The sequence below is a fragment of the Trueperaceae bacterium genome (assembly GCA_036381035.1).
Lineage (GTDB): Bacteria > Deinococcota > Deinococci > Deinococcales > Trueperaceae > DASRWD01.
Map to the genome: position 1 here is coordinate 1 of DASVDQ010000099.1, position 20680 is coordinate 20680.

At 74.5% G+C, this 20680-nt stretch carries 21 protein-coding genes; 11 read left to right on the top strand and 10 right to left on the bottom strand.

Translation table 11 applies throughout. The annotated features are described in order from the left end of the window. Nucleotides 1-174 precede the first annotated feature (174 nt). Nucleotides 175-744 (top strand): DUF2726 domain-containing protein, encoded by a 570-nt coding sequence (locus VF202_11255; GenBank protein ID HEX7040686.1) that lies wholly within the window; start codon nt 175-177, stop codon nt 742-744. A gap of 118 nt (nt 745-862) precedes the next feature. Here VF202_11255 and VF202_11260 read toward each other — a convergent pair whose 3' ends face one another. The 6 genes from VF202_11260 to VF202_11285 form a co-directional block, all read right to left on the bottom strand. Continuing rightward, nucleotides 863-1300 carry a PQQ-binding-like beta-propeller repeat protein gene (locus VF202_11260; protein ID HEX7040687.1) on the bottom strand — a complete coding sequence of 146 codons (438 nt, stop codon included), beginning with the start codon at nt 1298-1300 and terminating at the stop codon, nt 863-865. A 185-nt stretch (nt 1301-1485) separates the two neighbouring features. Beyond that, nucleotides 1486-2334, bottom strand: coding sequence for a hypothetical protein (locus tag VF202_11265; protein ID HEX7040688.1), 849 nt, complete (start codon nt 2332-2334; stop codon nt 1486-1488). Continuing rightward, a complete protein-coding gene (locus VF202_11270) occupies nt 2331-3431 on the bottom strand; it encodes a tellurite resistance/C4-dicarboxylate transporter family protein (GenBank protein ID HEX7040689.1) in 1101 nt (366 codons plus the stop codon). Before VF202_11270 ends, VF202_11265 begins: the two co-directional genes overlap by 4 nt. 149 nt (nt 3432-3580) lie before the next feature. Next, nucleotides 3581-3733, bottom strand: coding sequence for a hypothetical protein (locus VF202_11275; protein HEX7040690.1), 153 nt, complete (start codon nt 3731-3733; stop codon nt 3581-3583). Beyond that, nucleotides 3734-4051, bottom strand: a complete 318-nt coding sequence (locus tag VF202_11280; protein HEX7040691.1) for an antitoxin Xre/MbcA/ParS toxin-binding domain-containing protein — start codon at nt 4049-4051, stop codon at nt 3734-3736. It abuts the gene before it with no gap. A gap of 93 nt (nt 4052-4144) precedes the next feature. Continuing rightward, a complete protein-coding gene (locus VF202_11285) occupies nt 4145-4513 on the bottom strand; it encodes a hypothetical protein (protein ID HEX7040692.1) in 369 nt (122 codons plus the stop codon). 213 nt (nt 4514-4726) lie between these two features. Between VF202_11285 and VF202_11290 the strand changes: the two genes are divergently transcribed. From VF202_11290 to VF202_11300, 3 genes are read left to right on the top strand one after another with little or no spacing between them, the layout of a single operon-like run. Next, complete coding sequence (locus tag VF202_11290; GenBank protein HEX7040693.1) at nt 4727-5083, top strand: hypothetical protein; 357 nt, start codon at nt 4727-4729, stop codon at nt 5081-5083. A 9-nt stretch (nt 5084-5092) separates the two neighbouring features. Then, on the top strand, nt 5093-5728 hold the full coding sequence (locus VF202_11295; GenBank protein ID HEX7040694.1) for an HD-GYP domain-containing protein: 636 nt from the start codon (nt 5093-5095) through the stop codon (nt 5726-5728). 13 nt (nt 5729-5741) lie between these two features. Continuing rightward, a complete protein-coding gene (locus tag VF202_11300; GenBank protein ID HEX7040695.1) occupies nt 5742-6023 on the top strand; it encodes a hypothetical protein in 282 nt (93 codons plus the stop codon). Between the two features lie 12 nt (nt 6024-6035). On the opposite strand, the gene VF202_11305 is transcribed toward VF202_11300, so the two are convergent. After that, nucleotides 6036-8303, bottom strand: coding sequence for an HD domain-containing phosphohydrolase (locus tag VF202_11305; GenBank protein ID HEX7040696.1), 2268 nt, complete (start codon nt 8301-8303; stop codon nt 6036-6038). Nucleotides 8304-8475: 172 nt separating this feature from the next. Between VF202_11305 and VF202_11310 the strand changes: the two genes are divergently transcribed. Continuing rightward, nucleotides 8476-9159, top strand: a complete 684-nt coding sequence (locus tag VF202_11310) for an ATP-binding cassette domain-containing protein (protein ID HEX7040697.1) — start codon at nt 8476-8478, stop codon at nt 9157-9159. Between the two features lie 55 nt (nt 9160-9214). Further along, a complete protein-coding gene (locus tag VF202_11315; GenBank protein HEX7040698.1) occupies nt 9215-10834 on the top strand; it encodes a hypothetical protein in 1620 nt (539 codons plus the stop codon). A 166-nt stretch (nt 10835-11000) separates the two neighbouring features. Here VF202_11315 and VF202_11320 read toward each other — a convergent pair whose 3' ends face one another. The 3 genes from VF202_11320 to VF202_11330 form a co-directional block, all read right to left on the bottom strand. Beyond that, a complete protein-coding gene (locus VF202_11320; protein ID HEX7040699.1) occupies nt 11001-12188 on the bottom strand; it encodes a carboxypeptidase regulatory-like domain-containing protein in 1188 nt (395 codons plus the stop codon). 237 nt (nt 12189-12425) lie between these two features. Further along, nucleotides 12426-13988, bottom strand: coding sequence for a hypothetical protein (locus VF202_11325; GenBank protein HEX7040700.1), 1563 nt, complete (start codon nt 13986-13988; stop codon nt 12426-12428). 250 nt (nt 13989-14238) lie between these two features. Next, nucleotides 14239-14895: a S24 family peptidase gene (locus tag VF202_11330; protein ID HEX7040701.1), complete on the bottom strand. Its 657-nt coding sequence runs from the start codon at nt 14893-14895 to the stop codon at nt 14239-14241. A 355-nt stretch (nt 14896-15250) separates the two neighbouring features. On the opposite strand from VF202_11330, the gene VF202_11335 reads away from it, so the two are divergent. From VF202_11335 to VF202_11355, 5 genes are all read left to right on the top strand, one after another. After that, a complete protein-coding gene (locus tag VF202_11335) occupies nt 15251-17350 on the top strand; it encodes an HD domain-containing phosphohydrolase (protein HEX7040702.1) in 2100 nt (699 codons plus the stop codon). Between the two features lie 220 nt (nt 17351-17570). Next, on the top strand, nt 17571-17948 hold the full coding sequence (locus VF202_11340; protein HEX7040703.1) for a hypothetical protein: 378 nt from the start codon (nt 17571-17573) through the stop codon (nt 17946-17948). Further along, nucleotides 17945-18280 carry a hypothetical protein gene (locus VF202_11345; protein ID HEX7040704.1) on the top strand — a complete coding sequence of 112 codons (336 nt, stop codon included), beginning with the start codon at nt 17945-17947 and terminating at the stop codon, nt 18278-18280. The genes VF202_11340 and VF202_11345 overlap by 4 nt, the downstream gene beginning before the upstream one ends. Before the next feature lie 168 nt (nt 18281-18448). Continuing rightward, entirely contained in the window at nt 18449-18769 is a 321-nt protein-coding gene (locus VF202_11350; protein HEX7040705.1) for a hypothetical protein, read from the top strand. A gap of 332 nt (nt 18770-19101) precedes the next feature. Continuing rightward, nucleotides 19102-20577 (top strand): GGDEF domain-containing protein, encoded by a 1476-nt coding sequence (locus VF202_11355; protein ID HEX7040706.1) that lies wholly within the window; start codon nt 19102-19104, stop codon nt 20575-20577. Nucleotides 20578-20680: the final 103 nt, after the last annotated feature.

The following is a 20680-nucleotide window of genomic DNA, read 5'->3' on the forward strand; positions in this document are numbered from 1 at the left end:
GCGTTCGTGAAAGCGTTCTCGCCCCGGCGCACCCTGCTGGTGGGCGGCGACGGGATCCCGCTGCGCGAGTTCCTCGCGAGGCCGGTGACGCACTGGATGCAGGACTGAGCCCCCGCGGAACGCCCCGCTCGACCCGCCCAGTAGCATGGGACGCGAAGCTCTGGGGGGCGCGAGTTGTTCGTAGAGATGTTCGGTTCGGCCCTGCGTCAGGCGTTGCCGCTCCTCGCCGTCCTCGCCCTGGCGTTCGTCGCCTTGGTGGTGCTCAAAGGACGCTCGAGCGGAGCGGGCTCGAGGCCCGCGAGCTTCCCCTACGTGCGGCGACCTGGCCTGTTCACGGAGGCCGAGTCCAAGTTCCTATGCGCACTCCGTGCGGCGGTGCCGGACCTCGACGTGTTCGGGAAGGTGCGCCTCGAGGACGTGGTGGAGGTCCGCCGCGGCCTGTCGGAGGGCGAACGGGCGTCCGCCCGCAACCGCATCAAGTCGCGGCACCTGGACTTCGTCCTCACCGACCCCGCCTCGACCCGGATCGTGTGCGTGGTCGAGCTCGACGACAGGAGCCACGCCACGAAGCGGTCTATGCGGTCGGACGAGGTGAAGGAGGGCGCGCTGGCAGCCGCTGGCGTACCGCTCCTGCGCGTGCCGGTTCGCGCGTCCTACGACGTGGAGGAGCTGAAGGGACGCGTGGCCGCGGCGTTGAACCCTGAGCCGCTTGCCGCCGGACCGAGGCCGCGCGGCAGGATGTAGGCCAAGCGCCGGCGGATCGCAAGCCCATCGTTCGGCAGGTCGAAGGTCGGCTCGCCGGTGGGTCGCAGACCGAACCTGCGGCGGCATCCAAGCGAGAGAGCCACCGCCTACTTGAGGCCTAGCGAACGACCTCGTAGGCGAGGAGGCGGCCGCCGGCATCGAGGACCACCAGGTCGCCGACGAGGCTGACCGCCGGGGAGCCGCCGCTGCTCGCTGCGGCCACCCCTACCTGCGACTTCGCCACGGACAGGGCGCCCAGGTCGAGCCACACGAGCTCGCCCAGGTCGGTGACCAGCGCGAGGGTGCCGCCGGCCTGGTCGAGCACGGAGAAGCTCGGGCTGGTGCCCGGTAGCGGCAGGCGCCACGGCTCAGAACCGTCGATGGGGTCCAGGGCGACGAGGTCGCCGAAGCTGCGGTGCGCGAGGACCGCGGCTTCGCCGGCGAGCGCCACCGTGATGCCCTCCCGGTCGCCGCTCACGTGGGCGCGCCAAGACTCGCGGCCGGTCGCGTCGAAGGCGACGTAGACGCGGCCCTCCCCGCCGACGTCCGCTACCAGGGCGTGTCGTTAGCCGAGCAGGACATCTGCCTCCCACACGGGGCGCAGGCTCGGCGGCTGCGCGTCTGCGGGCGCGGCCGCGAGGGCCAGCGCGGAGAACTGGAGCGCCGCCTAGAACGACGCTGGGCGCATGAGGACAGGTTAGCCGCGGGCAGCGGGGTCGAGCCGCCGGCGTGCCGCCTCCGCTAAGACGGCCACGGCAGCTCGGCGCCGTCGAGCCTTCCCTCCAAGGCCCGCCGGTAGCGCTCCACGGAGCGCCGCACGGCGTCCTTGGCGCCCGACTCGATGACCGTTCCCCACCAGCCGCCGTGGATGCGCTCGAACGCGAACGGCGCGACGGCCGCGCCGACCCTCTCGACCTCCCGGGCGGGCAGGGGGATCTGGTTCGGGTAGGAGTACAGGAACGAGACGTGCCTGCGGTCGGGGACGACCCTGATGATGTCGCTGGTGAGCAGCGCGCCGCGGCCGCCGGCCCCGGCGGGCCAGTGGAGCACGGTGCCGCCGGCGAAGTGGCCGCCCGCCCGCACGAGCGTGACGCCGCCGAACAGCTCCAGGCGCTCCCCCTGCCAGAACCGGATGCGGGGGCTGGGATGGGTCACGTGCTCCCGGTCCGCCTCGTGCAGGTGGACGGTCGCGCCCAGCAGCTCGGCGAACAGGGCGATGCCCGTGTAGAAGTGCGGGTGCGACACCGCGATCGCCGCCACGCCGCCGAGCTCCTCCAGGCGGGCCCGGCCGGCCTCGGTGAGCACCGGCACGCAGTCCCATAGCACGTTGCCCTCCGGCGTCCTCACCAGCAGGGCGCGCTGGCCGATGCCCACCGGCGGCTCGACGCCCACCCCGTGGAGGTCTGGCTCCACCTCCTCGATGCGGTTCACGTGGTCCTCGGCCAGGCTCGCCAGGCTCAGCCAGCGCTGGCCGCCGGTCGGCACGTACTGGCGCTCGTCGGCGCAGATGCGGCAGGTGTCGGGCCGCGGGGCGTCGCCCGGGTAGTGGGCCCCGCAGGTCGCGCATACGTGAGCGGCAACCGGGGTCACGCCACCGCTCCCTCTCGCCCGGCGCCCGTCACGAGCGACCTCACCAGGCCGAGGAACGTGGCGGCCCAGGCGGCGACGGCCGCGACGACGAAGACGCGCGAGACGCCCTCGAGGAAGCCCAGCTCGAGCGCCCGCGCCAGGTGGTGGCTGCACAGCGTGTACATGCCCAGCGGGAAGACCATCCCCCAGTACGCGGCGTCGTAGCGCAGCGGGAAGCGCTTGACCAGGTGCCGCCACACGCCGAGCACCACGAGCATGGGTATCCACCAGGTGCCCGTGGCCCAGAAGAGGATCGTCACGCCCTTCAGGAGCGGCTCGATGGCCGCGAGCAGCGACGAGCCGGCCGTCTCGCCGTGCACGATCAGCAAGGTGCCGGCGAGCGTCGAGATGGCCATGGCCCCCATGTTGATCCAGTAGGGCGGGGTCAGGTCCGCGGGCGAGAACGCGTAGAAGACGTGGCGGTAGAAGATCAGCGCCATCAGCCAGACGTAGAGCATGCCGCCCCACAGCCACATGGAGAGCGCGAGGAACCAGAGCGGCGGCAGCAGCGAGCCCTCGACGGCCGGGACGATCTCCAGGGCCAGCACCACCACCGACTGCGTCGCCACGACGGCCAGCAGCCAGCCGCCCGTGATGCCGCCGGCCAGGTCGGGCTTCGACTCCTTGATCGTCAGGCCGGCGAACACCGTGAACGTGAGGAGCGTCCACAGCGCCAGCGTCAGCACCCACAGCGCGCTCGCGACCCAATAGGCCGCCCACAGCGCGACGAACTGGCTGCCGAGGACCCCCGTGGCCGCTACCACCGTGAAGAAGCCGGGCCCGTTCACGTGGTCGAAGAGGTCCGCCAGCAGCGCCCGTCGGTGGCGGGCGAGGCGGGCGACCGTGAGCGCCCAGAGCAGCGCGTAGGCGACCACGTTGAGCGCTCCCAGGGCGTCAGGCAGCAGGGGCAGTCCGAGCTCGCGGCCGGCGATGGCGATCACGCCGGTCGCCATGACCAGCGCGAAGTAGGAGGAGGGCAGGTTCCTCACGCCGGCGTCGAGGCGGGCCGCGATCCCTGCCGAGCCGTGCCGAGGCGATGTGCTTGCTTGACCTGGCATCGGGGCCCCAGCCTACGCCTGGTGCCCACCTCGGACGGGAGGTGCGCGGCGAGGCGGCGGCCGGTGGCTGGGCTCGGGTTCGGCGGCGGGGCGTGGGGTCGGCGGCGAGGTGGGCGGGACGGGCGCAGGTCCGCGGCGGGACGGGCGTCCTACTGGGACCCGGAGAGGTCCTTCGTGCCGAGGGAGCGCAGCAGGCGCCCATCGAGGCCTATCACGTCGCTGTGGAGCGCGCGGAGGCTGGCCGCTCTCTCGTGAGCCGGGTTGACGATGACCTCGTGGTCGTAGATGCGCCAGACGCGCACTCAGTACACCCCGTACTCGATCTTCCCGAGCGTGCCCTTGACGCGCTCGTACCCGTCGATGCTGTCGAGATGGTCTATGGGCCGCTCGTTGTCGAGGCTGATGATGGGGCTGGTGAGCCACCTGCGAGCGAGCTCCTCGTCCCTGAACACTCGTGTGGTTTCCTCGAGCACCTTCTCGACCATCTCGACCTTCAGGCTCTCTCCGCTCTTGAGGTGCTCTTCCTCGGCGCGGCGCAGGTAGGTGCGGGGGTCGATGCCGAGGAAGTCCGCGTGTTCCTTCTGGGTGAAGCCGACCCTACGGCGGACATGCTCTGCCACCCCGAACGACCGCGGCCGCACACCGCTCGTGGGGCCGTGGCGTCCCCGGGGGCCCGTCCGGCGCTCGCGCCCCTCGTGCGTTCGCGCCTCCGCTCAATCGCTCACGCGGGCCACCCACCAGTCGCCCTCCTCGACGAACAGCTCGACCCTCACGCCGCCCTCCAGCTCGACGAAGAAGTAGTCGCGGTGGAGCTCGTGGCCGTCCCACCAGCGGCCGTCGTAGCGCCAGCGGTCGATGACGGTGAGGACACGGCGCGGGCGGGCGGCCTGCCCCCGCGGGGCGGGGCGGCCCGTCGGGGAGCCGGGGCCGCCGGTCGGAGTGGGGGCGCGGGCGGGCGGCGGGCCGGCGTCCTCGGGCGCCGCGTCCCGCGCCCGCCGCGGCCCGGGCGGCGCCCACGTCACGGCCATGAGGGAGCCGTCGGGGGAGAGCTTGACCGTGGCGGGCGTCATCAGCAGGCGCATGGGACCTCGATCCGTCGGGCGCGGCCGGCGCGGCGCGCCGCGCACCCTATGAATCATAGGGTAACGGCGAGGCGGCCCCGTGCATGAGAGCGTCGTCACCGCGGCGGACACAGCGCGCCGCACGCGTCCCTCACGGCTCTCGCGCGGCCGCTACCAGCGCCGGCGCGACGGAAAGTAAGAGAACGGTGAGAAGAGACCTGGCATGCTCTCGCCGTGGCGGAGGACTCACACCTCTGGGGTGGTCACGCCTGCGTGCCGGAGGCGGCTCCTGGGCTCAGGCTCGGCCTGCCCGGCGACAGCCTCGCCTCCGTGGCCACGAAGACGGGCACGCTCGCCCTGCTGGCCTCGGGCCACGGCGTGGAGGTCATGAACGTCGACCTCCAGGACGGTGAGCGGCTGAACCTCGTCCCCGCCGAGGACGGGCGCAGCGCCCTCGAGGTCGGGGTCGTCGTCTCCGGGGTGCTGACGGCGCCACCGGAGCTCGAGGGTCGCCTGCTGCCGCCCGGCAGCGTGATCACCGCCGAGGGCCTGCGCCGGCCCGTCAGCTTCACGGCGCAGGGCGAGGTCTAGCTCGTCTACGTGACCTCGAGCCCCTTCTTCGAGGAGATCCGCCGCGACCTCAACGAGCTCCGGCGCCTGGCCGTGGAGATCGAGGTCACCGACGGCTACACGGCCGACCACTGCGAGAGGCTCCAACGCCTCTCCTACGCCACCGGACGGGAGCTGGGGCTCGACGCCGCCAGCCTCTACACCCTCGACTTCGGGGCGTACCTGCACGACGTCGGCAAGGTGAAGGTGCCGCGCGAGATCCTGACCAAGCCGGGCAAGCTCACCGACGAGGAGTGGGCGATCGTCAAGCTCCACCCCACGTACGGACGCGAGCTGCTGGAGCCCACGTTCATGCGCGACGCGGGCGCGATCGTCGAGCAGCACCACGAACGCCTCGACGGCAGCGGCTACCCGCATGGCCTGGCCGGCGACGAGGTGCTGACCGAGTCGTACATCGTCGCCGTCGCCGACACCTACGACGCCATGACCACCGACAGGCCGTACCGTTCCGCACTCCCCGCGCAGGCCGCGTTCGACGAGCTCGAGCGCCTGGCCGGCGTCCACTACCCGCGCGACGTAGTGCGCGCGTTCCGCTCGGCCGTCACCCAGGTCGAGCCCTTCCCCCACGCTGAGGACCGCCGCTGTGGGGGCGCGGCGATTCTCTGAGAGAGGAGTGTCGGTGAAACGTCAGCTTCGCGTCCTCGTCATCCTCACCGCTGCCCTCGCCATGGCGAGCAGCGCATCGGCCAGGGACTTCCACCTGTTCCTGAACGTGCCGATCGTCACCGCGGTGACAGACCGGCTGCCGCTGGGAGGCATCGGGGATGGGCTCCACGCCGCACAGGAGAGCGTGCACGAGGTCGTCGGACGCCTCACCGGGGTGCGCCTCCCCCACGACTACCTGTGGCTGCACCTCGGCAAGACCAGGGTCCCGATCGACCCCATCAACTTCAGCCGCTGATCCGCTAGCCGGTCAGCCACGAGGTGGCGCCCCCACGGGCGCCACCTCTCTCTTGCCCTCGGCGGGCCGCTGTCCGGCGGGGCGCCCGCTGCGGTCGGCGCCCATCATGCGCAGGAACTCGGCGGCGATCGCCGGGTCGAACTGGCGGCCGGCCTGCGAGGCGATGTAAGCGAGCGCCTCCTCGCGCGACCACGCCGGCCGGTAGGGCCTGTCGTTCGTCAGCGCGTCGTAGACGTCGACGATCGCGAAGATGCGCGCGGCGCGCGGGATCTCGTCGCCCTTGAGGCCCAAGGGGTAGCCGGTGCCGTCCCACCGCTCGTGGTGCAGGTAGGGGATCTCGAGGGCCGGCCACAGGAACGGGATTGGCTTGAGCAGCTCGTAGCCGTGCGTCGTGTGGCGCTTCATCACCTCCCACTCCTCGCGGTCGAGCTTGCCGGGCTTCAGCAGGATCGCGTCGGGCACGCCCATCTTCCCGATGTCGTGGAGCAGCGCGCCGCGACGGACGTGCATCAGCTCCTCGCCGCGGATGCCGAGCCGGGCCGCCAGCGCCACCGACAGCTCGGTGACGCGGCGGCTGTGACCCTCGGTCTCCTGGTCCTTGAGGTCCAGCGCCCGCGCCCAGCCCTCGATCGTGCGGTCGTAGGAGAGCGTGAGCTCGTCGTGCGAGCGCTTCAGGCCGGCGATGAGGTTCGCCTTGGCGATCGCGATCGCGGCCTGGGCCGCCACCGTCTGGAGGAACTCGTGCCACTCGTCGTCCGGCGCTATGCGCCGGCGGGTGAAGAGCTCCAGCGCGCCCACGAGCTCCTCGTTCGCGACCAGGGGGACGGCGACGTACGACTCGAAGCCCTCCCGCGCGTACTGGTAGTGGCGCCACAGGCGGCGCGCGATCTCGTCGGACCCGCGCAGGACTATGACCGCCCTCTGCTCCACGCAGCGGCCCATCAGGCCGTGGCCGACGGGCACCGAGACCGGACGCCACTCCGAGTCGCGGAAGCCGCGCCTGGCGCCGAAGACGAGCCGCTCCTTCTCGGCCGAGTAGAGGAGCACGTTGCCGGCGTCCAGGTGGAGGCGGTCCAGAGCCACCTCGAGGATCAGCCCGAGGGTCTCGCGGAGGTCGCCGGCCTTGGCGATCGCGGCGTCGATGGCGTGCACGGCGCTGAGGGCGTGGAGCCGCTCGCGGAGCACGGCGTTGAGGGCGTCGATGCGGGCGTGGGCGGCGTCGAGCTCGCGCCGGTCGATGCCGACGCCGGCCAGGAAGCGGTCGCCCCTCGACCTCACGCGGGCCGCGACCACGTAGAGGGGCACGTGGTGGCCGTCCCGCGACAGCACGCGGACCTGGAAGCTGGCGCTGCCCGACTCCAGCGCCTCGGCCATCGCGCCGCGCGCGGCCTCGCGGTCCTCTGGCGCGACGAGGCTCAGGGCGTGCGACCGCCGCAACTCCGCCTCGCTCACGCCGAGCAGGTCGAGGACGTTCTTGTTCCACTGCACGAAGCGGCCGGCCTCGTCGACCACGTAGTACGCGCCGGGGAAGCTGTCGCGGATGGCCTCGTTGAGCTCGCGCTGGGCCTCGAGCTCCGCCCTCGCCTCCAGCGCCTGCACGCGCAGTGCCGACTCGTGCGCCGCAGCCCTGAGCAGCGCCCAGCGCAGCGTGATGCCGAACCGCTCGAGGAGCACGACGATCGCCACGTAGACGACGCTGAAGTCGAGGGCCGACGCGCGGCCTAGCCACACGGAGCCGAACTGGGAGCCGAGCTGGAGGCCGTCGCCGGTGCCGGGGGTCGGCGCGTCGAGGCCGGGCTGGGCGCCGGGCCCGAGGGTCGCGACGAATGGCGCCAGCCACACCGTCGCCAGGGACGCCGCGGCGGTGATCACGAGGCCGCGCCGGCCGAGGGTGAGCCCGGCGAGCGCGAGGGGGATGAACAGGTGGTACGGCGTCAGGAGGGAGCCGGCCGGCGCCAGCCGCGAGGCGTTCAGCGCGACGAGGAACGCGGCCGTGACGAGCCAGACGGCCGCCGCGCTGCGCCCGCGGTGGTTGAGCACCAGCCCCGTCGCGAGGATCGCGATGATGACGACGGGGAAGGCGTAGAGGTAGCGGCCGGGAGCATCGACGGCGTGCGGGCCCGCCACGAGGCGCGCGAGCACCAGGACCAGGAGCGTCGCGAGGAACACGGTGAGGACCTGGCGGCGCCGCGCCTCGAAGCGCGCCATCACCAGGTCGTGCGCCGTCGGCTGCGGCGAGCGTGCGGCGTCTCTGGCCGGCGTCTCTGGCGTCTCTTCCATGCTGCGAGCGGCCAGGTTAAGCCGGGGCTACTTACCCGACTCTTACAGCCGCCCTGGGAGGGGCCCGGTCGGGCCCCGGCCGCCGCGGCGCGCGGCGTCCGTCCCGGGCGCGGGTCGGGGCCCGCGCGTCCGGGCTGGCCGCGGGAGGCCGCGGCGTGCAAGTCTGCCAGCCATGCGCGCCGATCCGACGGAACCCGCGCTCGTCGCCTCCGGCCTGAGCGTGCGGCTGGGCGGCGTGGTCGTCATCGAGCGCGCCGACCTCAAGCTCGCCGCCGGCGACCTCGTGCTGCTGACCGGCCCCAACGGGGCGGGGAAGAGCACGTTCCTGCGCGCGCTGGTCGGCCTCGTGCCCGCGAGCGGCGACGTCGCGATCGCGGGACGCCCCCCGGCCTCGCTGTCGGGGCGCGCCGCCTTCGCCTTCGTCCCCGACGAGCCGGCGCTCTACGAGGACATCACGCTGGCCGAGCACGCCTACCTCAACGCCGCGCTCTACGGCGACGCCGGCGCCGAGGGCCGGGCGCTCGAGCTCCTCGGGCGGTTCGGGCTCGGCGAGCGCACAGACGAGTTCCCTGGCACCCACTCACGCGGCATGAGGCAGAAGCTGGCCCTGTCGCTGGCTCTCGCCCTGGAGCGTCCCGTCACGTTGCTCGACGAGCCCTTCAACGCCCTCGACCTGGGGTCGCAGGAGCTGCTGGCGCGGCTGCTCGCCGAGCGCGCCGCCGCGGGCGGCGCCGTGCTCCTCACCGGCCACCAGCGCGACCTCGCCGGTCTCCTGGGCGCCCGCGTCGTGGCGATGGACGGCGGCCGGCTCGAGGCCGTCGGCGCCGCCGCGCCCGCCGCGTCGGAGGGCGCGTGACTGCGGCCTCGGCTCCGGAGGGCGCCCGGCGCCGTACGAAGGCCGCGCAGGGCGCGTGAGCGTGGTCGCCGTCGCGGACGCCGCCCGCGCGGTGTCCTTCCTCCGCCGCCGCACGCTGCTGCGCTCGGCGCGGGCCTACGCCCGCTGGGTCGGCAGGGCGGTCGGCTGGTGGACCGTCGCCTACCTCGTCTTCTGGCTCGCCGTGTTCGTCGCCTCCGGCGTGCAGCTGGCCCTCGTACCCGCCGCCGAGCCCCTGCCCGCCGAGCTGGCGGCGCTGGCCTCGGCCGGGCTGGCGGTGTGGCTGGCGCTGCCGCTGCGAGCCCGCGTGCCGCCGGTCCACCTCGACCGGCGCGACCTCGTGCGCCTGGCGCTGGCGCCCGTGCCACCGCGCGCCGCGCTCGGCTACCGCCTGTGGCTGCGAAGCGGCGCCGCCGCCCTCGGCGGGGCCGCCCTCGGCGCGGTGTGGTCGCTGTTCGCCGGCTCGTACCTCCGCTTCGCCGCCCCGTGGGCCGCGCTGACCGTGGCCGCCCTGGCCGTCGCCCGTGTACAGCTCGCTTGGCTCCGCTACGTGGGGGCATCCGCCGCGACCCCCGCCGACCGCGGTGCCGGGCGGCTCGGCGGCCTCCTCGCGCTCGCAGCCGCGCTGTCCGCGGCGTCCCCCGCCCTCCTCGCGCTTCTGGGTAGCGCGCCTCGCTGGGACCTGGCCGTGACGAGCGGTCTCGCGGCGGGAGGACCGGCGGTCGCGCTGGCGCCGCTGGCGCTGCTCGCGGTCTCCTGGCTGGCCGTCAGGAGCTCCCTGGCGGAGAGCTGGCCGCCGCGCTTCGCCGCGCAGTGCCTGGTGCTCTCGCAGCTCGGTGGCCTGCGGGCGCTGCAGCTGTTCTCCGCGGCGGCCGGGCTCGACCTGGGCGGCGGGGCCCAGGGCGCGGAGCGCGAGCGGCTCCTGGCGGCGCTCCACGACAGGCCCGGCAGCCTGCGGCCGGCGCGGTCGCTGCGGCGCCCCGCCCCGGGCGGGCCGGCCTGGCTCGCGCTCGCCTGGCGCACCGCGTCGGCGCTGTACCGGCGACCGGCGCGTCAGTGGCCGCGCCTGGCTCTGCAGGCGCTCGCGGCCACCGCTGCCGGGCTGGCGGTGAGCGGGGCGGCAGGCCTCGCGCCCATAGCCCCGGGTGCGCCCGCGAGCGGCGGGGCGTCCTCGGCGGTCGCTCCGGCGCTGCCCGGCGCCGCGCTGGGAGCGTCGCTCGGCGGACCCGTCGCCGTGCTCGTCGCCGGCTTCCTCATTGCCCAGGCGGTAGCCGCGCTGCTCGGACCGGCGCCGCCCTCGCGCCTGGCGCCGCTGGCTCCCGCCGCGCGGACCTGGGGCCGGCTCCTGCCAGTGCTGGCCGCCCTGGCCGTGGTCGCCGCGTTCGCCGCCCTGCTCCTCGACGCCGTCTCCGCGGGGCCGCTGGCGAGCGCCGCGACGGCCGTGGCGGGGTTCGTCGCCCTGACCCTCGCGGCGGCGCTGGTGCTCGAGAAGTACTCGTCGTGGACCGGCGTTCCTCCCACGCGGCTCGAGCCCCAGGCGGTGGCCGCGATCGTGGTCGCGCTGCCGGCGCTGCTCCTCGAGGCGTTCGGCTACGCCTCCTGGACCCTCGTCGCCCAGTGGGTGCTGCTGGGCGTGGTGCTGCTCGTCGACGTCTAGGCGCGCCTAGGCGCCCGCACGCGCCGGGCGCGCGTGCTGCTGATGCCTTTCGTCTTCGGCCGCCGCGACGTGGAGCGGATCGCCGACGTCCCCTGCGGCGATGGAGGGCGTGAGCAGACCCCGGACGCCTACCGCACGCCGATGCGTCCCGCGGGTGCCCCGTTGCTCACGGCGCCTCCAGCCAGGCGTAGACCCAGCTCAGGCCGTTCGTGTTCGAGCAGGTGCCGTCGCCCGTCCAGTCGATGTCGAGCGCCTCGCCGGCCGGCGACAGCATGTCGCGGCCCATGCGGAGCGGGCGCCGCGAGCCGTCCGGCGCGACGAGCGTGGCGGTCACGCGGTACGGCCCGGCGGGCAGGTCGCGCACGTCGTAGTCGCGCGCGGGGTCCGTGATCGTGCGGGTGAACGGCGCGACGGTCGAGCCGTCGATGCGGGGACCCGTGGGCGTGAAGGCCAGCTCGATCGCGTTGCCGGCGTAGTACCCGGCGTTCATCACGCGGAGCATCCCGCCGAAGTGCTCGCCCAGGTCCCGGAGGTCCTCGATGGGGCCGGTGAGCTGCCAGCGGAAGTTCCGCACCGCCCCGTGGGTGGGCACGAACGAGTCGTAGTCGACGGGCGAGTCCATGCCCAGGCGCAGGCAGAGCTGGCTACCGCCGTACTCCACGTAGGCCCAGGCCTTGGCCGTGTAGGGCACGTCGAGGAGTCCCTGCGCCAGGTAGCGGCCGGTGGCGTCGGTCCTGACCTCGACCAGTCCCGTGGTTATCGACGGCTGGATCCACACGCGGGCGCCGGGGATGGGGCGCCCCTGGGTGTCGACCACCGTGCCCGTGACCGTGCGCGGCTGGGCGGCCGGCGGCGGCTGCGCCTGGTCCGCCGGCGGGGCCGGGGGCCGGCTCACCGGCGGGACCGGCGTCTGGCCAGCGGGCGGCGTCGGTGGGGCGCCGCCCCCTCCCGCCGCTCCGCCTGCTCCCGCCGCGGCGATCGTGAGGCGGTAGGCGCCCGACTCGTTCGGGAAGGCGGACGTGACCACGACCGTGTAGCGTCCGGCCTCCGGCAGGGTCACCGTGGCGTTCACGTTCAGGCCCGCCCCGGCGCTGTCGTCCTCCTGGAACAGCGGTCGGTCGCTGGGGTCGAGGACGATCAGGTAGGGGTCGAACTCGGTGGACGTCAGCTCGATGACGACGGTGTCGCCGGCCGCGGCGTCGAAGGTGACGCGGTCGTAGTACTCGCCGCTGGCGAGCTGGGCGTCGCCGGGGCCCAAGCGACCGGCGCCGGCGGCGGCCGTGCCGGCCAGCGCCAGGGCCAGTGCCGCCGCGGCGGCGCCTGTGAAGCGTCGAGACGAACCGGGTAGCCGCATGTCCGACCTCCGCGGGCCGTGCAGTGTGGAGCTCGCCGGAGGATAGCGCCCGCGCGGCGGCGTGGCGGTGGCGGACGCGGCGCGTCGGTCCCGGTGTGGCGCCCGCGGCGCGCCGGTCCCGGTGTGGCGCCCGCGGCGCGGCGGTCCCAGCGTGGCGCCCGCGCGGCGAGGGGTGGTGCGGCGGTCGGCGCGTGCCGCGTGGGCCCCGGCCGCGCGGTGTCTCGCGTCGGCGCGCGCTCAGGCCGCCTCGAGGCCGTAGTCGTCGTCCTCGAGCGAGTACTCCTCGGTGTAGCGCTGGCCCCGGCGCCTGGGGAAGAGCCGGCGCTGCGTCGGAGCGTCGCCCCGGCTCCCGGCGGAGACGCGCGCGGGCAGGCCCAGGCCCTCGTCGTCGCTCACGAGCTCCTCGGCCGGCGTGAACGCGCCGGTGAAGAGGGCGTCCAGGTACCTCGCCGCCGCGACGGTGCCCGGGGCGGGCTCCTGCGCGGGGGCGCCGTGCGCACCGGCGACGTCGGCGACGGCCGGCGTGGGCAGGTAGGGCTGGTCCTCGAACAGCGGCACCGAGGCGGCCAGGGCCGCCTCCGGCACGGGCGCGCGCTCGCCCGCGCCGGCGCGACGGCGCCGGCCCGCGGGGGCGGCCTGCGGCGCGGCGCGCTCGGCCACCGACGCGGCGTCGTACGCCCCTCCCTGCCTGGCGTAGCCCTCCCAGCGGCCGACGCGGTCCGTCGCCTGCGCGTGGGGGTCGTCCCACTCGAGCCGCCGCGGGGCGCTGGGGAAGCGCTCCATGGTCGCCTCCAGCGCCCGCTGCCGCCGCTCCCGGCGCGGCCACAGGCCCTCCTGCACGCCGAGCGGCTCGGGGGCGGCGAGCTCGAGGGTGATCCGCTCGATGGGCTGGCCCTGGGCGCGGCTGTCGTGCAGGGCGAAGAGCGCCTGCTGGCGGATGTGGCGCGCCTGGGTGAGCGGCTGCTTGCTCAGGCGGCTGGCGCGGCGCGTGCTGCCGGGGAGGCTGGCGGTGAGCGTGAGCCGCCGCGCGGCGCGTCCGCCGAGCTGCCTGGCGAGCTCCTCGGCCAGGCGGTCGATGGCTGGGAGGAGCTGGCCCGGCTCGACGACGGGCTCGGTGAAGGCGAGCGACCGGCTGACCGTGGGCACCTGCTCGAAGGGCCGCAGGGCGGTGCGGCGCGGCCCGTGGACGTAGGGGAGGAGGGCGTCTCCCTCCTCGCCCAGGTACGAGGAGACCTGGGAGGGCGTCCACGCGGCGAGGTGGCCGACGGTGCCGAGGCCGAGCCAGGTGAGGCGGGTGAGGTTGCCGTCGGACAGCCCGACCCCGCGCAGGAAGCGCAGCGGGAGACGGGCGAGGAAGCCGTGGACGTCGTCGACCTGCCGCGCCGCGCCCGGCCGCACGCTGAGGGCGGCCAGCTCGGCGGTCTCGCAGTCGGGCGCGACGCCGACGCGTACGCCGTAGGCGGCGGCGAGGGCCTCGGCCTCGTCCGGCTCGAGCCGGGCCAGCGCCCGGCCGCGCGCGAGGCTCTCGACCCAGGGGGTGTGTCCGCTCAGCTCGCGCAGGAGCTCGTCCCAGGCGTGCTGGAGGTCGGGCTCGGCGTAGGAGACCGCCTGCAGGCCCTCGACGCGCAGGCGCGCGCCGTCGAGCCGCATGCCGGGCGTGATGCCGTGGCGCTTGGCGGCGGCGTTCGCGTGGGTGACGCGCTGCTCCTCGACGCTGACGAGGGGCGCCCTGGCCAGCTCCGGGTCGGCCCTGACCGCCAGGAACAGCGGCAGCGGGTCGAAGCAGAGGGCGGCGATCATCGGCGCCCCCTGACCGACAGGCGCAGCGGCGGTCGGCCGACGGGCGGCCGGCCCGGCCGCGGCGGCGTCCCGGCCGGCTGGGTCGGCTTGGTTGCCCGGTTGGGGGGTGTTAGCATGAGAGCGACCTGAGTTCCGACCGCGTTCGCGGTCGACTATGGGCGGCGAAAGGACACATTCTCTTGCTTGGCGGCGGTGGATGTGTCCTTCCGTTTTTGTCCTCGACTAGCGGCCCGGCGGCGAGCCGGGGCCGTCAACCACTCCCTTCGAGGAGCAGGTCCTGCACCACGTCACCGCGGATGAGGCCGCGCATGACGCCGTCCACGTGCAGCTCCGACGCCGGGACCGTGAGCGTGGGGTAGCTGGGGTTGTGGGGCCGCAGCCGGTACGCCGGGGGCCTGTCCCCCGCGCGCGGCTGGCTCCACTCCAGGTACTTGAGCGTGGACTCGTCGTCCCCCACCCTCACGGCGCAGACCTCGCCGGAGCGCTGCGGCTCGCCGCGCTGCAGGAGCACGACGTCGCCGTCCTCGATGCGGTCGGCCATGGAGTCGCCCCGCACGCGGAGCGCGAAGTGGTCGGGCCGTCCGCGGAGCACGAGGTACCCCTCGGGCTCCGGGTAGGTGCCCACGGGCAGGCCGGCGGCGATCTCGCCGAAGAGCGGGACGCCCACGGCGGAGCCGAGCAGCCGCAGGCGCGGCGCGCGGCCGGGGCCGCGGCTCTCGAGCACGAGCTTGCCCTTGGCCTCCAGGGCCTTGAGGTGCTCCCGCAGCGTGGGGTAGGTGATGCCGAAGCTGCGCGCCAGGGACGAGAGGTCAGGCGTGGCGCCCGTGCGCTCGTAAGCGCTCTTCAGCGCCTCGAGGATCTGGGTCTGCTTGAGCGGCCGCGGCGGCATCGTGCCTCCCTCCGTCACCCTTAGAAAATAAGGGTAAGCACAGGATAGGGGCGGTGCGGGCGGCTGTCAAGCGGGACGCGACGCGCGCTCGCGCGGCGGCGGACGCCGGCGACGGACCGGCGGGCGCCGGGGCTCCGCCCGCCCCCTGGCCAGGGGAGGCGGGCGCGAGACCGCCTATGGGAGAGATGTACTGCATCGAGGGCCCGAGTCACTTAGGCTGTCGAGGTCAGCGTCACAGCGCGCCCTGGGGGTGGGGCGCGTCGAGCCACCAGGGGGTGAGCATGATCCAGCGTCGTCACGTCACGTCCTCCCGCGTCGGGCCGGGCCGGTCGCGGCCACCGAGGCCGCGCGGCCCCGCCCCTGCGAGAGCCGCGTGACGCGGGAAGCGTCCGAGCTCTTCTCGCGCGTCGAGAAGCAGCGGATCGCCGTCGTCCAGCGCGTCCTGTGGGTCCTCTTCGCGATCTCCGGGGTCACGCTACTCGCCATCGTGCTGGGCTCGAGCGGCGCACCGTGGCGCGAGACGCCCTTCTGGGTGAACCTCATCGCCCTGCCCGTGCTGGGGGCGGCGCTGTGGCTGAACCACAGGAACCGCTTCGCCTTCGCGGTCTCCATCGTCATGGTGGTGCTGGTGCTGGCGGGCACGGCGCCGCTGATGCTGGGAGGGCTCGACGGCAGCCCGCTCAGCCTGCTGATCCTGGCCGTGCCCATCGTCCTCGCGGGCCTGGTCCTCACGCGGCGTGCCCTGGTCGTCGTCACCGCCTGGTCCGTGGGGGTCGTGGCGCTGACGACGGCGCTCGAGGCCCGCGGGCTGCTGCCCTCCGCCGGCGGGCCCGACCTCAACCTCGCCGTCCAGGCGGTCGTGCTCCTGCTGCTGATCGCGTTCTTCCTCGACCGCTTCGGCCTGGTGTTCCGGGCCACGCTCACCGACGCCCTCGACTACCAGGTCCGGCTCAAGGAGCAGGCCAACGACCGCCTGCGGACCCAGGCCGCCCTGCTCGAGCAGAAGAGCCTGACGGAGGCGATGATCGAGAACACGCCAGGCCTGTTCGCGCTCATCGGGCACGACGGCAGGCTCAGCCGCTGGAACCGCAGCCTGCAGCGCGTGCTCGGCCACACCGAGTCGGACCTCGAGGGGCTGGCCTCGACGGACCTGGCCGCGCCGGAGGACCGGCCGGCGTTCGCCGACCTGCTCCGCGAGATCCTCGAGCGCGGCGTCGGCTCCGGCGAGGTGAGGCTCGCGACCCGCGACGGACGCAAGGTGCCGTTCATCATCCACGGCGCGCGGCTGACGCTCGCCGGCGAGGACTTCATCATCGGCATGGGCCTGGACCGCAGCGAGGTCGCCGCGGCGCGCTCGCGCATCGAGAGCCTGGACAGCGAGCTGCAGGAGAGGCTCGAGCACATCACGGCCCTGCACGAAATCGACAGGGCGATCACGGGCAGCCTCGACCTGGGCCTCACCCTCGACGTGATCCTGCTCCAGGTGACCCGACGCCTCCACGTGGACGCCGCCTCGGTGCTGCTCTTCGACCCCTCGCGCAACATGCTCGTCTTCGGCGCGAGCCGCGGCTTCCACGGCAAGGTCCTCCGCAGCACCGCCCTCAACCTGGGCGAGGGGCTGGCGGGGAAGGCGGCGATCGACAGGAGCCGCGTCGTCGTCGTCGGCGCCGACGAGCTGAGCGCCTCCTTCCCGCCCGACAGCAAGGTCCAGGCCGAGGGGTTCGAGAGCTACGTGGCCACCCCCCTCGTCGCCAAGGGCAGGCTGCAGGGCGTGCTCGAGCTGTTCCACCGCAGCGAGCTCGAGCCCGACGACGACTGGCACGACTTCCTCACGACCCTGGCCACCCAGGCGGCGATCGCGCTCGACAACGCTACGCTGTTCGAGAGCCTCGAGCGCTCGAACCTCGAGCTGCGGCTGGCCTACGACAGGACGATCGAGGGCTGGGCGCGCGCCCTCGACCTCCGCGACGAGGAGACCGAGGGCCACAGCAGGCGCGTCACCGACATGACGGTGCGACTCGCCGAGCGCATGGGCATGCCCTCCGAGGAGCTCGTGCACGTCAGGCGCGGCGCGCTGCTGCACGACATCGGCAAGATGGGCGTCCCCGACCGCATCCTCCTGAAGCCGGCGAAGCTCGACCCCGACGAGTGGGAGATCATGAAGAAGCACCCCACCTACGCGGTCGACCTCCTGTCGCCGATCGAGTTCCTGCGGCCGGCCCTCGACATCCCGTACGCTCACCACGAGCGCTGGGACGGCAACGGCTACCCGCGCGGCCTCTCCGGCGAGCGCATACCGCTGGCCGCGCGCATCTTCGCCGTCGTCGACGTCTACGACGCCCTCACCTCGGACAGGCCGTACCGCGCCGCCTGGCCACCCGAGAAGGCGCTCCAGTACATCAGAGAGCAGTCGGGCCAGCACTTCGACCCGCGGGTGGTCGACGAGTTCCTCGAGATGATCGCGCAGGGCTGACGGGCGCGGGCGAGCCCGCGCCGGAGCGCCGGCCCAGGGGGGGCGTACGGCGCTCGCCGGCGCGCGGTCCCGTTTACGGCCGACCGGGCCCCGCCCCGCCCCCGAGCGGCCGGTGTGGCCGACCCCACAGGCGCTTCGTGGTGCGGGCCAACGAAGCGCGGGGAGTTCGGCGCGTTATCGTCGGCCTCATCCGGCCCTCATGGGCCGCGGGAAGCCCCCGATGATCCGACCGCTGAGACGCCGCCTCCCCAAGCCCCACGCCGCGTTCGCCGAGCTGCTCACGGCCGAGGAGGCGCAGGAGTACCTGCCGCTCTCGCGCACGAGCGAGGCGCTCGTCTACTTCGCGGTCCACGGCTACGGCTGGGACCGCGGTCAGGGGTGGCCGGCCCGCCGGCAGCGCCGGCGGCGGCCCGTCGCGATCGTCACCTGGGACCCTCGGGCGCGGGAGGTGCGCGGCGTGACGTGCTTCACATACCCGTTCTGCGTCGAGTACCACTCCCTGCTCATGGTCATCGAGAGGCCGCAGGACCTCGACGACCTCGTCGACAGCCTCCACCCCTTCGTCGACCCGCGCGACCGGCGGGTCCGCCTGGCGTGAGCGTCGCGCGCTACCGACGGCTCACGGCCGGCGAGCTCGAGCCCTTCGCCGGCCGCGACTGGGTGGCGTGGGGGGCGAGCCGCGACCCGCGCTCGTTCCGCCTCGACGGCGTCTCGCTGCACGTCCCCGACCACCCCGAGCCCGTCGTGTTCGTGTGGTCATTCGCGACGGTCAGCGGCGACGAGCGCGGCACGCCCGTGTTCAGCCACGTGCCCTACCCGCACGACCTCCCCAAGCAGGCGCGCCGGACCGTCGAGGCGCTCCAGTCGTACGACGGGCCCTTCGCGGGCTTCCTGCGCCTCCTGGACTCGCTCGCCTCGCGCCTGGACTGAGCGCCCGCGCCCGGACCGCGGCCAGGCGGCGCCATACCGCGCCACCATAGCCGGACGGCGGGCGTGGCGCGGCGTCGCGCCGGCCGTCACGGGGGCATCACGATGGCGTCACGGCCCGTTCCCTACCCTCCGACCGAGCCAGCGAAGCTGGCCCGAAGGAGGTCGGCGATGAAGAAGGCACAGGTCCTGCTCCTCGGCGTCATCCTCGCTGCGTCCTCGATCACCACGGCACACGTCGGCGCCACCTACGACCGCGGCACGTCTGGCGGCTCCGCCGCGGACTTCTCGAGCTCCTACCCCTGGTCGCTCACCGACCCGCGGGCGAGCGTGGCGGTGAGCGAGAGCGAGCTGTTCCCCGGCTACCCGCAGCCGAGCCACGCGGCGCGGGCCGCGACCGACGCGCGCCTGCAGCGCGTCGGCCTCGCCGCCCCGCCGGAGCGCGTCGTGCTGTTCGGCGGCCAGGGGCTGAGCCAGTACCTCGTCCCCTGAGGAGCACACCGAGCCCGGCGCGTCGACCGCGACGGGCCGCCCCCGCGCGCCCCCGGGGCACCGAGCACCCGAGGGCGCGCGGGGGCAAGTGGCGCGTAGTGCGGGCGCGAAGGCACGGCTTCGCGGAGGACGGGGAACGGGCGTAGTACCACGGAGCCCTCAGGAGCCTGGGACTCGTCTCATGCCGGGCTCTGGCACCATCCGTTGCCGGGTCGGGGCGGGCGCGAAGGGCGCCCGAGAGGCGCCACCACCTTCGCTACGCGTTCGGCGCCCGCCGCGGCCCTCCACCTCCGCGCCTGCGGTGCGACGGATTCCCATGCTGTGGTCACGGGGTGGCTGTAGCTTGGTGCACGGATGTCACAGGGCGCACCTCGGCAGGGGGTCGGGGGTCCATCTGGACGCCCACGCTCGCTCGCGCGCCCGTCAGGGGCGCCGCCCTGTGGGTGCTGCTCGGTGCGGCGACCGCGGGCGCGGCGCTCGTCGTTCTCGCCTGGTACATGGGGTTGGGCGACCCCTTCACGAACCTCGTCGTGCTGGCGGCGATCGGCTGGCTCACCGTGGCAGGCGTCGTGGGGGGCGAGCCGCGGCGCTACGTACTGGCCGTCACCCCGTACGCGCTGGCGGGGCTGACCCTCGTCACGCTCGCCGTGCTCCAGGCGACCGGGGACCCGGGTGAGATCCGGCACACGAACGCGCTCCTCGGGGCGTTCCTTACGCTGCCCGTCGTCTACCTGCTGTTCTTCCTGCTCAGGCGCCCGTCCGAGGCGCTGTGGGCGGCGATCGTCACGCTCGCCGCCGCCGTGGCCCTGCAGCTCGCGCTGCCGCCCGCCGTAGCAGGCAGGCAGACGGAGGCCACCTGGGTGGGCCTCCTCACGGCCGCGTGGCACGGCGTCCTCGTCCTGCTCTTCTACTCTGTGCCGCGCCTGCGCTCGGCCAAGGACCTGCTCGAGGCGGTGATCGGCAGCTCGCGCGACGCCGTGGTCCTCGTCAGCCCGACGGTCGAGGAGCCGGCGGACGGTGCCGCCCGCGCCGTGACCCTGGCCCCGGTGAGCTTCGCCAACGAGGCCGCCAGGCGCCTGTTCGCCGCGCGCCCCGGCGAGGACCTGCTGGCGTCCGGGCCTCTGGCGGGGGAGACGAGCCTGCACGAGCGGCTCCTCGAGGCGGAGCGCGGCGACGGCGCGGTGAGCAGCAACGTCTCCCTGCCCACCCTCGAGGGCCCCGTCTGGTTCCGCGTGACGGCGGCGGCGTTCTGGGGCGGGGTCGCCGTGACGTTCGCCGACATCACCGAGCATAAGGAGGACGAGTCGCGGGCCCTCGAGCTCGCCCACACCGACCCACTCACCGGGCTGACGAACCGGCGCGGCTTCGAGGCCGAGGCCGAGGAGTGCCTGAAGGCGGCCGCGGCCGCGGGCGAGGAGGTCGCGCTGTGCTACCTCGACCTCGACGGCTTCAAGGCCGTGAACGACCGCCACGGTCACGACGTCGGCGACGACCTGCTGCGGCACGTCGCCGGCAGGCTCCGCACGGCCGTGCGCGCGTCCGACCTCGTCGGTCGCATCGGCGGGGACGAGTTCGTGATCCTCGCCACGGGCCTGGACCGGGACGCCAGCGTGGCGTACTTCGAGCGCGTCCGCGCGGCGGTGGACGCCCCCTACTCGGTGACGGGCCTGCGGCTGGACGTCACGGCGAGCCTCGGCGTGGTGCCGCGCGTCGCGTCGCTTCCGTCCGCGCTCGCCCGCGCCGACGCCGCCATGTACCGGGCCAAGCAGCGCGGCGGGGGCGTCGAGCTCGACACCGAGCCGCCCTAGGGGCGCGGCGCGGCGGAGAGCGCCGTCCGGGGCAGCGTCGGCGCGGCCGGCGCGGTCGGCGGGTCGCCGTGGGCCAGGGTCTCCCGGAGCGCGCGTCGCGAAC

Excerpts from the sequence above, each read along its gene's own strand:
- VF202_11270 (HEX7040689.1), bottom strand. The coding sequence starts at position 3,431 with ATGCCAGGTCAAGCAAGCACATCGCCTCGGCACGGCTCGGCAGGGATC.
- VF202_11285 (HEX7040692.1), bottom strand. The coding sequence starts at position 4,513 with ATGCGCCTGCTGATGACGCCCGCCACGGTCAAGCTCTCCCCCGACGGC.
- VF202_11305 (HEX7040696.1), bottom strand. The coding sequence starts at position 8,303 with ATGGAAGAGACGCCAGAGACGCCGGCCAGAGACGCCGCACGCTCGCCG.
- VF202_11310 (HEX7040697.1), top strand. The coding sequence starts at position 8,476 with ATGCGCGCCGATCCGACGGAACCCGCGCTCGTCGCCTCCGGCCTGAGC.
- VF202_11320 (HEX7040699.1), bottom strand. The coding sequence starts at position 12,188 with ATGCGGCTACCCGGTTCGTCTCGACGCTTCACAGGCGCCGCCGCGGCG.
- VF202_11325 (HEX7040700.1), bottom strand. The coding sequence starts at position 13,988 with ATGATCGCCGCCCTCTGCTTCGACCCGCTGCCGCTGTTCCTGGCGGTC.
- VF202_11340 (HEX7040703.1), top strand. The coding sequence starts at position 17,571 with ATGATCCGACCGCTGAGACGCCGCCTCCCCAAGCCCCACGCCGCGTTC.
- VF202_11350 (HEX7040705.1), top strand. The coding sequence starts at position 18,449 with ATGAAGAAGGCACAGGTCCTGCTCCTCGGCGTCATCCTCGCTGCGTCC.